The 13,346-nt window shown below is 62.5% G+C and carries 12 protein-coding genes; 4 read left to right on the forward strand and 8 right to left on the reverse strand.

Annotated features, from left to right (window positions below; genetic code table 11):
• Positions 1-128: 128 nt before the first annotated feature.
• Positions 129-1,040 carry an EamA family transporter gene (locus ACQZ6J_RS14365; RefSeq protein WP_449084539.1) on the reverse strand — a complete coding sequence of 304 codons (912 nt, stop codon included), beginning with the start codon at positions 1,038-1,040 and terminating at the stop codon, positions 129-131.
• An 82-nt stretch (positions 1,041-1,122) separates the two neighbouring features.
• On the opposite strand from ACQZ6J_RS14365, the gene ACQZ6J_RS14370 reads away from it, so the two are divergent.
• Positions 1,123-1,611, forward strand: a complete 489-nt coding sequence (locus tag ACQZ6J_RS14370) for a MarR family winged helix-turn-helix transcriptional regulator (protein ID WP_163987116.1) — start codon at positions 1,123-1,125, stop codon at positions 1,609-1,611.
• On the opposite strand, the gene ACQZ6J_RS14375 is transcribed toward ACQZ6J_RS14370, so the two are convergent.
• Positions 1,588-2,514 carry a LysR family transcriptional regulator gene (locus tag ACQZ6J_RS14375; RefSeq protein ID WP_449084540.1) on the reverse strand — a complete coding sequence of 309 codons (927 nt, stop codon included), beginning with the start codon at positions 2,512-2,514 and terminating at the stop codon, positions 1,588-1,590. The genes ACQZ6J_RS14370 and ACQZ6J_RS14375 overlap by 24 nt on opposite strands.
• 137 nt (positions 2,515-2,651) lie before the next feature.
• Between ACQZ6J_RS14375 and ACQZ6J_RS14380 the strand changes: the two genes are divergently transcribed.
• On the forward strand, positions 2,652-4,112 hold the full coding sequence (locus ACQZ6J_RS14380) for an MFS transporter (protein ID WP_449084541.1): 1,461 nt from the start codon (positions 2,652-2,654) through the stop codon (positions 4,110-4,112).
• A gap of 63 nt (positions 4,113-4,175) precedes the next feature.
• On the opposite strand, the gene ACQZ6J_RS14385 is transcribed toward ACQZ6J_RS14380, so the two are convergent.
• Positions 4,176-5,006: an aldo/keto reductase gene (locus ACQZ6J_RS14385; RefSeq protein ID WP_449084542.1), complete on the reverse strand. Its 831-nt coding sequence runs from the start codon at positions 5,004-5,006 to the stop codon at positions 4,176-4,178.
• A gap of 393 nt (positions 5,007-5,399) precedes the next feature.
• On the opposite strand from ACQZ6J_RS14385, the gene ACQZ6J_RS14390 reads away from it, so the two are divergent.
• A complete protein-coding gene (locus tag ACQZ6J_RS14390) occupies positions 5,400-6,083 on the forward strand; it encodes a response regulator transcription factor (protein ID WP_163987120.1) in 684 nt (227 codons plus the stop codon).
• 7 nt (positions 6,084-6,090) lie between these two features.
• The gene (locus ACQZ6J_RS14395) at positions 6,091-6,546 is read left to right on the forward strand and encodes a cyclic nucleotide-binding domain-containing protein (RefSeq protein ID WP_163987121.1); all 456 of its coding nucleotides are present in this window, start codon (positions 6,091-6,093) and stop codon (positions 6,544-6,546) included.
• A gap of 116 nt (positions 6,547-6,662) precedes the next feature.
• Here the strand turns inward: ACQZ6J_RS14395 and ACQZ6J_RS14400 are convergent, their stop codons facing one another.
• The 5 genes from ACQZ6J_RS14400 to ACQZ6J_RS14420 all read right to left on the reverse strand — a co-directional run bounded on the left by ACQZ6J_RS14400 (position 6,663) and on the right by ACQZ6J_RS14420 (position 13,226).
• Positions 6,663-7,466 carry an exodeoxyribonuclease III gene (locus tag ACQZ6J_RS14400; RefSeq protein WP_449084543.1) on the reverse strand — a complete coding sequence of 268 codons (804 nt, stop codon included), beginning with the start codon at positions 7,464-7,466 and terminating at the stop codon, positions 6,663-6,665.
• A gap of 204 nt (positions 7,467-7,670) precedes the next feature.
• Positions 7,671-8,321 (reverse strand): outer-membrane lipoprotein carrier protein LolA, encoded by a 651-nt coding sequence (locus tag ACQZ6J_RS14405; RefSeq protein ID WP_449084544.1) that lies wholly within the window; start codon positions 8,319-8,321, stop codon positions 7,671-7,673.
• A 136-nt stretch (positions 8,322-8,457) separates the two neighbouring features.
• On the reverse strand, positions 8,458-11,136 hold the full coding sequence (locus ACQZ6J_RS14410) for an FtsK/SpoIIIE family DNA translocase (RefSeq protein WP_163987124.1): 2,679 nt from the start codon (positions 11,134-11,136) through the stop codon (positions 8,458-8,460).
• Positions 11,137-11,410: 274 nt separating this feature from the next.
• Entirely contained in the window at positions 11,411-12,847 is a 1,437-nt protein-coding gene (locus ACQZ6J_RS14415) for an ammonium transporter (protein WP_163987125.1), read from the reverse strand.
• Positions 12,848-12,875: 28 nt separating this feature from the next.
• Positions 12,876-13,226, reverse strand: a complete 351-nt coding sequence (locus tag ACQZ6J_RS14420; protein ID WP_034509110.1) for a P-II family nitrogen regulator — start codon at positions 13,224-13,226, stop codon at positions 12,876-12,878.
• Positions 13,227-13,346: the final 120 nt, after the last annotated feature.

Raw genomic sequence — 13,346 nt, forward strand, 5'->3', positions numbered from 1 at the left:
ATCGCATATCAAATGAGGTCGATGCCCCGCCCCCCTTCTCCCCTCGGGGAGAAGGTGCCGACAGGCGGACGAGAGGGATGCCAGAAGCACACGCTTACGACTTAAGGCGATTACCCCCTCATCCAACCTCATGAATTTATCGAAGGGCGGGCCTCCTTTTCCCCGAGGGGAGAAGGAGCTTGAGCCGCCGGTGGACCTTGCTGCGCCCTCTGGCTGAGCCAGACGCTGCCGAGCACGACGACGATGCCGAAGATCTGCATCGGGCTCAGCTGCTGGCCAAGCACCGCCCAGCCCAGGATGACGGCCATCGTCGGGCTGAGAAAGCCGAGCGGAGAGACCACCGAGGGCTCGAGCCGCGACAGGCCTCGGAACCAGAGAATATAGGTGAGTGCCGCGCCGATCAGTCCGAGATAGGTGAAGCCGAGAATGTTGGCGCCGGTCAGGTGCGGTAGCGGCGGTTCGAGCAGCAGCGCGGCGGGCAGCAGCAGCACGCCGCCCGCGGTCAGCTGCCATGCCGTAAACGTCAGCGGCGAGACATCAGGCCGCCAGCGCCGGCTGAGCACGGTGCCGGCCGCCATGGAAAAGGCGCCGGCAATGCCGGCGGTGATGCCGATCGGATCGAGCGTCGCCTTCGGCGTGAGGATCAGCAGCGCGACGCCGCCGATACCGGCAACGGCGGCGATAATCGAAAGGCTGCGGATCGGCGATCCCAGCAGCAGCCGCGCCAGCACGAGGACGATCAGCGGCTGGACCGCGCCGACGGTCGCTGCCACGCCGCCGGGCAGCCGGTAGGCCGAAATGAACAGCAGCCACCAGAAGACCGAGAAATTCAGCGCGCCGAGGACAAGCGACTTCAGCCACCAGATCCCGCGTGGCAGCCGCCGCACGATGACGAGCAGCAGCAGCCCGGCTGGCAGGGCGCGAAGCATCGCGACCGTGAGGGGATAGCCGGCCGGCAGCAGTTGCGTCGTCACAAGATAGGTGCTGCCCCAGATCGCCGGCGCGATGGCCGTCAGCAGCAGGTCGACATTGCGGTTCATGGCCCAAGCCTCGAATTTATCTTGACCTCAAGATAAGCTGAAATATCTTGACGTCAAGATAAATTCGTGGCGATGTCTAGCCATGGATCGCATCGACAAAATTCTTGAGCAATGGCGCCGCGAACGGCCGGATCTCGACCCTGTGGCCATGGGCCTCTTCGGGCGCATGCGCAATCTCACGCTCCATCTCTCCCGCGAAATGGAGAAGACCTTCGCCCGCTTCGGCCTGAACGCGGCGAACTTCGACATGCTGGCAACCCTGCGCCGCTCGGGCGAGCCCTATGCCCTCTCGCCCGGCGACCTGATGGACACGATGATGGTGTCGTCGGGCACGATGACCAACCGCATCGACCAGCTGGAGAAGGCAGGCCTCGTCGCCCGCAGCCAGAATCCGAATGACGGCCGCAGCTTTCTGATATCGCTGACGTCGAAAGGCTTCGAGCTCATCGACGCGGCAGTCACGGCGCATGTCGAAACGCAGGCGCGGCTGGTTTCAACTCTTTCGGAAGACGAGCGAACGGCGTTGGACAGCCTGCTCCGCAACTATTTAGCCAGCTTCGAATCTCGCTGACAGGTCCGAACGCCGCTCGGCGCAGACATCGCGGATGCAGCCGCGCAGCCAGCGATGCGCCGGATCGGCGTCCAGCCGGGGATGCCAGAGCAACGAGATCGTCACGTCCGACGTCGGTACCGGCAGGGCGAAACTGTGCATACCGGCCCGCAGGTTGCCGGTATAGCGCTCAGGGACGCTGACGATCAGGTCGGAGGCGCGCGCCAGGGCCAGCGCCGCCGAAAAACTGCCGACGATGGTTATGATCTGCCGCTCGCGCCCCAGCCTTTCCAGAGTCTCGTCGATCTGTCCTTTCCGTAAGCCGCGCCGCGAAACGAGAATGTGCTGGCCGGCGGCATAGCGCTCCGGCGTCATCGGCCCCTCGCTCAGCGGGTGGCCGCTGCGTACCACGCCGATGAAGCGATCCCGGAACAAGGCCTGTGTTCGCAGCTCCGGGCTGGTGTCGTCGCCGACGACGCCGGTCTCCATATCGATCGTACCGTCGCGTAGCGGCGCACTATCCTTGTCCAGCTTTTGCGTGAAATAAAGCCGCACCCCGGGCGCTTGCTCCGCGATGCGAGCGATCAGCCCAGGCCCGAAATTCTCCACGAAACCCTCGCGGGTGCGTAGTGTGAAGGTCCGGACGAGCTGCGTCAGATCCAATGTCTCGGCGGGCCGCAGGGCCGCTTCCGCGTCCTGAACGAGCTGACCGACACGCGCCCGCAATTCCAGTGCCCGCGGCGTCGGCACGAGCCCGCGCCCGGCCCTGACCAGCAGCGGATCGCCGGTCGTCTCGCGCAGGCGCGCAAGTGCCCGGCTCATGGCCGATGGGCTCAGCCGCAATCGCCGGGCCGCCCGCGCAACACTGCCTTCCGCAAGCAGAGCATTCAGGGTGACGAGCAAGTTGAGATCGGGCGTGGACATGGCGCGATCATAGCACGGTTTTCCCAATACGTAGCGTCAAACGCACGAATGAAGTGCAAATGCTGCGCGTTCCGCCATTCCAGCCGAGAAGCTACCTTTCCGCCGGGACATATCAGACGTCGCCAGAAATGGAGTTCATGTTGAAGCCAGTCATCGAAAAGCCGGACAGGAGCGGGTCCGGACGCATCAAAGCCGCACCCTCGGTCCATTGGGCGCTCGCCAGCCTCTCGCTCTCCATGCTCATGCCTTCACTCGATACCAGCATCGCCAATGTCGGCCTGCCAACGCTCGCCCAGGCATTCGGCGCCTCCTTCCAGCAGATGCAATGGGTCGTGCTTGCCTATCTGCTGGCCATTACCGCCCTGATCGTCAGCGTCGGGCGACTGGGCGACATTTTCGGGCGGCGGCGTCTGCTGTTGATCGGAATAGCCCTCTTCACCCTCGCCTCCCTCTTTTGCGGCGTCGCGCCGACACTCTGGCTTCTGCTCGCAGCGAGAGCCCTGCAAGGTCTCGGTGCCGCCATGATGATGGCGCTGACCGTGGCGATGGTCGGCGAAACCGTGCCGAAGGAGCGGACGGGCAGCGCCATGGGCCTGCTCGGCACCATGTCCGCGATCGGAACCACGCTCGGCCCATCCCTCGGCGGCATCCTGATTGCTTGGTACGGCTGGGAAACCATCTTCCTGGTCAATGTGCCGCTGGGGATCGTCAATTTCCTGCTGGCCGCCCGCTTCCTGCCGGCGGATCGAGCCGACAGGAAAGTCGCGCAGGGACGCCCGGATGCGATCGGCACCTTGCTGCTGGCAATGACGCTGGCTGCCTATGCGCTGGCCGTGACGACAGGGCATGGCAGCTTCGGCGCGGTAAATATTGGCCTGCTTCTGGCCGCGGCCTTCGGCGCCGCCCTCTTTGCGGTCGCCGAGACGAAAGTGAAATCGCCGCTGCTGCGCCTCTCCATGTTCCGCGATCCCTCGCTAAGCGCGAGCCTTGCCATGAGCACGCTCGTTTCCACCGTCATCATGGCGACGCTCGTGGTCGGACCCTTTTATCTCTCCCGCGCCCTCGGCTTCGATGCGGCCCATGTCGGCGCCATCATGTCGGCCGGCCCCCTGGTGTCGGCGCTGACAGGCGTGCCGGCCGGCCGCATCGTCGACCGCTTCGGCGCTCATCGTATGGCCGCGACAGGTCTTATCGGCATGATTGCAGGCCTTCTGCTGATGGCGGCGCTGCAGGGCAGCTTCGGCGCCGCTGGCTATATCGGCCCGCTGGTCATCGTCACCGCCAGCTACGCGACGTTTCAGGCGGCCAACAACACCACGATCATGTCCAACGTCACGCCTGAGCGGCGCGGCGTCATTTCCGGCATGCTGAGCCTGTCCCGGAATCTCGGGCTGATAACGGGCGCATCCGTCATGGGCGCCGTCTTCACGCTGGGGTCGAGAACGACGGATATCACAACGGCACGACCGGAAGCGATTGCGACCGGCATGCAGATCGCCTTCACGGTCGGCGCCCTGCTGATTGCCGTGACATTGGCGATAGCACTCGCCGGTTTTGCGGGCGCGAAGCGAGCGTCTCTTTCAAAAGGATCGCTCTGATCCGCTCCAGCGTAAAGGCCGGAAGCAGATGCTTCCGGCCTTTCCAAAACTCAATTTCCAGAATCAGAAGCTTGCCGTCACCGGATCCGGGCCGATGCGGCCGCTGGCCGAATCGAGCTTGCCGATCTCGGCCAGGTCGTCGCCATCGAGCTTGAAATCGAAAACCTTGAAGTTGTCTTCGATGCGGCTCGGCGTGATCGACTTCGGGATGACGATCAGGCCGTTGTCGATGTGCCAGCGGATGATGACCTGCGCCGGCGTGCGGCCATGCTTGGCGGCAACCTTGCCGATGACGGCATTGCCCAGCAGCTTGCCCTGACCGAGCGGGCTCCAGGATTCGGTCTTGATGCCGAGCTTGTCGTGCACCTCGCGCAGCGCCTTCTGCTGGAAAGTCGGATGCAGCTCGATCTGGTTCAGAACCGGCGTCACGCCGGTTTCGCCGATGATGCGGTCCAGATGCTCCTTGGCGAAGTTGGAAACGCCGATCGAGCGGGCGCGGCCTTCTTCCTTCAGACGCACGAAAGCCTTCCACGTATCGAGATAGCGGTTGCGATGCGGCGACGGCCAGTGGATGAGATAGAGATCGATGTAATCCGTGCCGAGGCGCTTCAGGCTTTCGTCGAAGGCCTTCAGCGTGGAATCGAAGCCCTGGTCTTCGTTCCAGAGCTTGGTGGTCAGGAAGATATCCTTGCGGGCGACGCCGGACTGGCGCATGCCTTCGCCGACGCCGTCTTCATTGGCATAAATGGCTGCGGTATCGACATGACGGTAGCCGGCCTTCAAGGCCGTGCTGACCGCCAAAGGCGCGACGTTTTCCGGCGTCTGCCAGACGCCCAGGCCGACCTGCGGAATGGAATTGCCGTCATTGAAGGTGATTGTCGGTTGCGTGGTCACGATAAGTCTCCAAGGGATGAGATGTGGAGGGAGTGAAGGCGTGATTCAAATCTGGAAGGAATAGGTCCCGGACTGGCCCGCGCGGGCGCGCCGGTCGAAAACCTATATAGTGGAGAATGCTGCGATTTTAACCCCGTAGGATCGGTTCAGACCAGCTGAACGGCCGTTCCCTTGCGCGGGAATGGAAGGAGGCCCGACATATCGCGAAAGTTGATCGCACCCGGCCCCGCCCTTGCCTTTTCCATTTTCCTCACATGTTTTTGCTTTGCGCGTGATTTCATTTGAAATCATAGCAGTTTCAACCAAACGACCAAGCCTGGGCCGCGTCGCGACTTGCTAAAAATGCAATTTGGCGTAGGACTTAGGAAGGATTAGAACGAGGATCCGAAGGGCATGACTGCACGCACCATTCTCCTGGTGGACGATGACAACGACCTGCGCGAGATGTTGGTCGAGCAATTGTCGCTTTACGAGGAATTCAATGTCCTGCAGGAGGCGACCGCCGGAAAGGGCGTGCAGACCGCGCGCACCGTGCCTGTCGATCTCCTCATCATGGATGTCGGACTGCCTGACATGGACGGCCGCGAAGCCGTGAAGCTGCTGCGCAAGAACGGTTTCAAGGCGCCGATCATCATGCTGACGGGCCACGACACGGATTCCGATACCATTCTCGGTCTCGAAGCCGGAGCGAACGATTATGTGACGAAGCCCTTCCGCTTCGCCGTGTTGCTCGCCCGTATCCGCGCCCAGTTGCGCCAGCACGAGCAGAGCGAGGATGCGACCTTTACTGTGGGACGCTATCTTTTCAAGCCGAGCCAGAAGCTGCTGACCACAGACGACGGCCAGAAGATCCGTCTCACGGAAAAGGAAGCCGCCATCATCCGCTATCTCTATCGCGCCGACCAGAAGGTCGTGACCCGAGATATCCTTCTGGAAGAGGTCTGGGGCTACAATTCCGGCGTGACCACCCACACGCTCGAAACCCACGTCTACCGCCTCCGCCAGAAGATCGAGCGCGATCCCTCCAACGCCGAGATCCTGGTGACGGAAAACGGCGGCTACAAGATCATTCCGTAGGCAATAGATGGCGCTGAACGACGATATCCGACTGCTGTCGCAATTGCCGCTGTTTCACGGCATGGGCGATGAGCCGTTGCGGCTGATCGCCTTCGGCGCCGACCGCCGCCATGTGAACGAGGGCCAGACGCTTTTCAGGGAGAAATCGCCCGCCGAATGCGCCTATGTCGTCACGCGCGGCAGTTTCGAACTCAGCACGATCGATGCCGCCGGGCAAAAACAGCTGGAAGCGGTCGTGCAAGCCGGCACGATGCTCTCGGAACTGGCGATGGTGACGCTGGTGGAGCGGAAATATACGGCCGTGGCAGTCGAAGAGTCCGACGTGATCCGTATCACGCGCGCCCTGTTTCACCGGCTGATCGAGGAATATCCCGATGCCGGCCTGCTGATCCAGAACCGCATCCGAGAAAACTTTGCCACCCTTGCGAGGCAGGCAGCCGCATTGCTCGGCCGCTTTTCCTAGAGTGGTTCCGCGTTTCGTGAAATCGCGGAACCACTCCATCTCTTTGTTTTGACGCGATCCCGGACGGGAAATCGCGGCGGACTTTGCCCGGAGTTGTTCCAGGCCGCCATTCCCTCTTAGAGATTGAAATGCGCCACGACCGGCACATGGTCGGACGGGCGGTCCCAGCCGCGCGCCGCCTTCAGGATCTCGATCCGCTGCAGGAGCGGGCCGAGGTCGGAGGACGACCAGATATGATCGAGGCGGCGGCCTCGGTCGGCGGCTTCCCAATCCTTGGCGCGATAGCTCCACCATGTATAGAGCTTCTCGTTTGCCGGCACCTGCTGGCGCATCAGGTCGAGCCAGGCGCCGCGCTTCATGACCTCGAGCAACCCGTCGGTCTCGACAGGCGTATGGCTGACGATCTTCAGCAGCTGCTTGTGCGACCAGACGTCATGCTCCAGCGGCGCAATATTGAGATCGCCGACAAGGATCGCCGAAGTGTTCTGCTCGGCATTCGCGTGCAGATGCTTCATCTCCTCGATGAAATCGAGCTTGTGGCCGAACTTCGGATTGATGGCGCGATCCGGCTCGTCGCCGCCGGCCGGAACATAGAAATTATGCAGGCGGATACGCCGGCCGCCACGCTCGAAGATGGCCGAGATATGCCTGCTGTCGCCGACATTGCAATAATCCTGCCGGTGATCCTCGGTCAGCGGAATGCGCGAGGCGATAGCAACGCCGTGATAGCCCTTCTGGCCGTGAATGATGATGTGCTCGTAGCCGAGCGCCCGGAGTGGCGCATAGGGGAACAGCTCGTTCGGAACCTTGGTTTCCTGCAGGCAGAGGATATCCGGCCGGGCCTGCATGACGAACTGCTCGACGATGGGCATGCGCAGCCGCACCGAGTTGATGTTCCAGGTCGCAATCGAAAATCCCATACCCAAGCCTTTCCCTCAGAGCAATTCCAGGAAAAGTGCGCAGCGGTTTCCCATCCGGAATTGCGTCAAAACAGACAGCCGGAGCGGTTGAGCGATTCTCGCGAAACGCTGCACCACTCCGGTCATACTCAAGGCTTTAGACCGGCTGAGACGGAAAGAAAAGCGCCATTCGGCGCTTGCCCAAGGCCAAACTACCGGCGGCGATCAGCGGGTATAGTCGATGCGGAAAACGCTGTCGTCAAAGGCGACATTGGTCTTCACATTGTTGATGATGACATCCGTCGTCTTGCCCTGGGGGTCGATGACGGTCCATTGGCGCAGATCGTAGGTCTTCGAATCGAAGATCATCGTGATGGTGGAATCGCCGAAGACGGTACGGTTGCCGAGCGTGATCTTGGTGAGATCCGGCTGCGAATCGACATTGCGGACCATGTCGGCGGAGAGGTCGATCTTGTTGGCAAGCAGCAGGCTCAGCGGCGTCTTCGACAGCTGATACATGTTTCTCGTCTGCGTCTGGTCGTTGATGACCTGCACGTTGTTGCCGTCGCAGATCACGCGCATGCGCGACGGCGGATCGTAGTTGAAGCGCATCTTGCCCGGCCGCTGAATGAAGAAAGCGCCGCTCATCTGATCGCCGCGCGGCCCGATCTGCAGGAAGCCGCCCTTCATCGTCTTGATGGACGAGAAATGGTCGGCAATCGCCTGGGCGATGTTGGGATTGAGGGCAGCCGCCTGCGCCTGCGCAAGGGCCGAAACCGGCAGAGCGCCTGCCGCACCGGCCGCGACCACAGCGCCGAGGAAATGCCGGCGGGTCAGGGACAATCGGCTGGACGGCGGCGCATCAAACTTGGTCATCGAATTCTCCTTCATGCTTTGTCCATCGCGCGCAAAGTCGGCGTCTTCATGGCGCAACGGCCCATGGCCGGTTGTGGGCGGCGATCAAATTTCGCTGAACATAGGCTGGATATACGCCATGGAAAGACCGCTGGCCTCAGCGATCCAGAATGTCCGCCTCGGTGGGAACGAGAATTTCACGCTTGCCGGCATGGTTGGCCGGGCCGATGACGCCTTCCTGCTCCATGCGCTCGATCAGCGACGCGGCGCGGTTGTAGCCGATCCCGAGGCGACGCTGGATATAGGAGGTCGAGGCCTTGCCGTCGCGCAGAACGATCGCAACCGCCTGATCGTAGGGGTCTTCCGAATCGGAAAGATTGGAGGTGCCCGCCGGACCATGGCCGTCGTCGTCATCCTCGTCGTCATCGGCGGTGATCGCGTCGAGATATTGCGGCGAGCCCTGCGTCTTGAGATAGGCGACGATATCCTCCACCTCGCCGTCGGCGACAAACGGGCCGTGGACGCGCTGGATGCGTCCGCCGCCGGCCATATAGAGCATGTCGCCCATGCCGAGCAGCTGTTCGGCGCCCTGCTCGCCGAGAATGGTGCGGCTGTCGATCTTCGACGTCACCTGGAAGGAGATGCGCGTCGGGAAGTTCGCCTTGATCGTGCCGGTAATGACGTCGACCGACGGGCGCTGCGTCGCCATGATGACATGGATACCGGCTGCACGCGCCATCTGCGCCAGGCGCTGCACCGCGCCTTCGATATCCTTGCCGGCGACCATCATCAGGTCGGCCATTTCGTCGATGATGACGACGATATAGGGCATCGGCTTCAAGTCGAACTCTTCCGTCTCGTAGATCGCCTCGCCGGTCTGGCGGTCGAAGCCGGTCTGCACGGTACGGCTGATTGCCTCGCCCTTGGCGACGGCCTGCTCGACGCGGCTGTTGAAGCCGTCGATGTTGCGCACGCCGATCTTGGACATCTTCTTGTAGCGCTCTTCCATCTCGCGGACGGTCCATTTGAGCGCGACGACGGCCTTCTTCGGATCGGTGACGACGGGCGACAGCAGATGCGGAATGCCGTCATAGACCGACAGTTCCAGCATCTTCGGATCGATCATGATCAGGCGGCACTGTTCCGGTGTCATGCGATAGAGCAGCGACAGGATCATCGTGTTGATGGCGACGGACTTGCCCGAGCCGGTCGTGCCGGCGACGAGCAGATGCGGCATCTTGGCGAGATCGGCAATGACGGGCTCGCCGCCGATGGTCTTGCCGAGCGCCATGGCGAGCTTCGCCTTCGAGGTCTCGAAGTCGCGGCTGGCGACGAGTTCGCGCAGGAAGACCGTCTCGCGCGTGGAGTTCGGCAGTTCGATGCCGATGGCATTGCGGCCGGGAACGACGGCGACACGCGCGGCGATCGCGCTCATGGAACGGGCGATATCGTCGGCAAGGCCGATGACACGGGAAGACTTGATACCGGGCGCCGGCTCCAGTTCGTAAAGCGTGACGACCGGGCCGGGGCGGACATGGATGATCTCGCCCTTGACGCCGAAATCCTCGAGCACGCCTTCGAGCATGCGGGCATTCTGCTCCAGCGCGTCGGCCGAAAGCGTGGCATCGCGGGCAACGGCCTTCGGCTCGGCGAGCAGGTGGACGGCCGGAAGCTGGAAACCGTAGGGACGGATGAAGGAGGTCTGCGCCTCGCGCTCGGCCCGCGCGCCCGGCTTCGGACGCGGCGCGGCCGGAGTGACGCGATGGCCGGCAGCCGCTCCCTTCGACGCGGATGGCGTCAACGGCCAATCTTCGTCCTCGTCGTCAGGCAGGATGCCGGCCGGACGTGGCGGGTCGCGATCGTAGACCGAATCCTCGTCTTCATCCTCGTCGTCGCCGAGACTGATCGAGGGGGCCGAGACGACGCGGCGGGCAGCAGGGCCGTCCATGGACGGCTCGAGACGATCGCCGCGCGCAACCGGCGTCTTGGCGCGCACGGGCTCGTTCAGCGTGCCGAATTCGTCATCGTTAAAATCGTAGGGCGCATCGAAGGCATGGTCGCGGCGCTTGCGCGGCCCCATGCCGAACAGGCGGCGAAGGCGGGCCTGGGCATTGTACCAGGCGTGCATGACGGCACCGAAGGCCATAAAGTTGACGAGGAAACCGCCGCGGTCGTCATCCTCGTCCTCATCGCCCACGCGTCGCGCGCGGCTGCGGGTCTCTTCGTAGTCGCTCTCATCCTCGTCTTCGTCTTCCACGAGGTTTTCGCCGATGATGCCGGAGGCGAATAGCATGAGCCAGATGGCCGGAACGGCGAGAACCGAACCGATGACCGTGGCGACGGCGCCGCTCGGATAGGTGCCGATGAACAGAGCCGGAAGGCGCAGGAGAAGGTCGCCGACGACACCGCCGATGCCATTCGGGATCGGCCAGGTGGGCGGCGCCGGAAAGCAGGCGATCGAACCGGCTGCGACGATACAGCCGCCGATCCAGGCGCCAAGGCGAGACGGCACGCGATGAAGCTTGCGGTTTGTAATCAACGCCAGCGCCCAGGCGGCAACCGGCAGCATCGCCAGCACCGAGGCAAGGCCGAGCGACTGCATCACGATGTCGGCAAAGGCAGCGCCGGGGAACCCGAGCAGGTTGGTCGGCGCGTTGGCGGTTGCGTAGGAATAGCTGGGGTCCATGACGTTCCAGGTCGCCAGCGCCGCGACGGCGAGCGCCAGCAGGAACAGCATCGCGAAGCCTGTCAGGCCCTTGACCTGACGCCAAACCACACTCGATAGCGATAAGCGGTCGGGGCGACCGCTCAACGCCGCCGAATTGCTTCTGCCCATGATATCCAGCCCCGTTCCTTGTCGATAGCGCAAGCGAATCGGTCTATGCCCACTCGCCGGCAGGTTAGCCCTACCTAATCAGAGGAGGGTTAATGGCGTGTTAACCATGCATTCCAACCTCTCGTGTCGTCCATCTTTGCCGCCGATTGGTACAGCACAAACAAAAAGGGCCCGAACCGAGGTTCGGGCCAAAAGCGGCCTATCTGCAATCAAATAGGACGCGACGGGACATTCGGCGATGCCGGAGACGCTGCTCCGGCATCGCAAGCTCCAATCAGGAATTGTGGTAGGCGGCTTCGCCGTGGGAAGCGAGGTCGAGACCTTCGCGCTCGGCTTCGACCGTGACGCGCAGGCCGACGATGACGTCGACGATCTTGTAGAGGATCGCCGAGCCGATGCCCGACCACAGAAGCGTGATGACAACGGCCTTCAACTGCGACATGACCTGCGTTGCCGTGCCGGCATAGCCAGCCGCGAACGTCGGCGAGCTGTAATCGACGACGCCGGCGCCGCCGAGCGACGGGTTGACCAGGATGCCGGTCATGATGGCGCCGAAGATACCGCCGATGCAGTGTACGCCGAAGACGTCGAGGCTGTCGTCGTAGTTGAACTTGTTCTTAACGACGTCGACGAAGAAGTAGCAAATCGGCGAAACCAGGATGCCGAGGACGATGGATCCCATCGGGCCGGCAAAGCCGGCAGCCGGGGTGACGGCAACGAGACCGGCAACCGCGCCCGAAGCAGCACCGAGCATCGACGCCTTGCCGCGAGTGAAGGTTTCGACAACGCACCAGGAAAGGGCGGCTGCCGCGGTGGCGACGAAGGTGTTGATCATGGCGAGCGAAGCGCCGCTGCTGGCTTCGAGGTTCGAACCAGCGTTGAAGCCGAACCAGCCGACCCACAGCAGCGAAGCGCCAACCATGGTGAGCGTCATGGAATGCGGGGCCATGATCTCTTTCTTGTAGCCAGTGCGCTTGCCAAGGATGATCGCGCCGACCAGGCCGGCGATACCGGCATTGATGTGAACGACCGTGCCGCCGGCGAAATCAAGCGCGCCGAGGTTGAAGATCATGCCGCCCGGAGCCGTATAGGAGCTCGGACCGCCCCAGTACCAGACCATGTGAGCCATCGGGAAGTAGACGAAGGTCACCCACAGGAAGACGAAGAGCATGACGGCCGAGAACTTGATGCGCTCGGCAAAAGCACCGACGATCAGGGCCGGCGTGATGCAGGCGAAGGTCATCTGGAAGCAGATATAGGTCAGCTCCGGGATGGCAACGCCCTTGGTGAAGGTCTCGGACAGCGATGAGGTGGTAACGCCGGCGAGGAAGGCCTTGGAGAAGCCGCCGACGAAGCTGTTCAGCGAACCGCCGTCGGTGAAAGCGAGCGAGTAGCCGTAGACGCACCAGATGATCATCACCATGGAGGTGATCATGAAGACCTGCATGAGGACCGACAGCATGTTCTTGGCGCGGACGAGGCCGCCGTAGAACAGTGCGAGGCCCGGAATGGTCATCAGGAGAACCAGAACCGTGGAAACCAGCATCCAGGTATTGTCACCCTTGTCCATGGTCATCGCCGGCGCTGCCGCAGCGACAGCTGGCGCCGCGGCCGGTGTGGCGGTCTGCGCGAAGGCGATCGCCGGCGCAAGCAAGGCCGCAGAAAGCGCGCCCACCCGTGCGAAGGTGGAGGAAAGCTTGGAAAATGACATGCAAATAACTCCCTGATCCGCCGTGTTCTTACAGCGCTTCTGAATCGGTTTCGCCCGTACGGATGCGCACGGCATGGTCAATGGAATAGACAAAGATCTTGCCGTCGCCGATCTGCCCGGTCTTGGCGGCGGATGCGATGGCCTCGACGGCCTTGTCGACGATTTCGGATGCGACTGCGACCTCGATCTTCAGCTTCGGCAGAAAGCTCACGGCGTATTCGGTGCCGCGATAGATCTCGGTATGCCCCTTCTGGCGCCCGTAGCCCTTCACTTCGGTCACGGTCAGGCCCTGGATGCCGACAGCCGTGAGGGCCTCACGGACCTCATCGAGCTTGAACGGCTTGATAATGGCCATCACAATTTTCATCTGGTTTCCCATCCTTTGTTTACCCTCGGCACGGAGCCGACTCTCCTTGCCGCCGACGAGTGTTTCTGCAGCGACTGGGTATACACATTCAAAGGACGTGCCAGATTCGTGACACATTTATAACACATTGAA

Source organism: Rhizobium sp. A37_96 (assembly GCF_053521765.1).

Bases quoted from the DNA above. Each gene is read 5' to 3' on its own strand.
- ACQZ6J_RS14365 (WP_449084539.1), bottom strand. From the start codon at position 1,040: ATGAACCGCAATGTCGACCTGCTGCTGACGGCCATCGCGCCGGCGATC.
- ACQZ6J_RS14410 (WP_163987124.1), bottom strand. From the start codon at position 11,136: ATGGGCAGAAGCAATTCGGCGGCGTTGAGCGGTCGCCCCGACCGCTTA.
- ACQZ6J_RS14420 (WP_034509110.1), bottom strand. From the start codon at position 13,226: ATGGGAAACCAGATGAAAATTGTGATGGCCATTATCAAGCCGTTCAAG.
- ACQZ6J_RS14370 (WP_163987116.1), top strand. From the start codon at position 1,123: ATGGATCGCATCGACAAAATTCTTGAGCAATGGCGCCGCGAACGGCCG.
- ACQZ6J_RS14395 (WP_163987121.1), top strand. From the start codon at position 6,091: ATGGCGCTGAACGACGATATCCGACTGCTGTCGCAATTGCCGCTGTTT.
- ACQZ6J_RS14390 (WP_163987120.1), top strand. From the start codon at position 5,400: ATGACTGCACGCACCATTCTCCTGGTGGACGATGACAACGACCTGCGC.
- ACQZ6J_RS14415 (WP_163987125.1), bottom strand. From the start codon at position 12,847: ATGTCATTTTCCAAGCTTTCCTCCACCTTCGCACGGGTGGGCGCGCTT.
- ACQZ6J_RS14375 (WP_449084540.1), bottom strand. From the start codon at position 2,514: ATGTCCACGCCCGATCTCAACTTGCTCGTCACCCTGAATGCTCTGCTT.
- ACQZ6J_RS14405 (WP_449084544.1), bottom strand. From the start codon at position 8,321: ATGACCAAGTTTGATGCGCCGCCGTCCAGCCGATTGTCCCTGACCCGC.
- ACQZ6J_RS14380 (WP_449084541.1), top strand. From the start codon at position 2,652: ATGTTGAAGCCAGTCATCGAAAAGCCGGACAGGAGCGGGTCCGGACGC.
- ACQZ6J_RS14400 (WP_449084543.1), bottom strand. From the start codon at position 7,466: ATGGGATTTTCGATTGCGACCTGGAACATCAACTCGGTGCGGCTGCGC.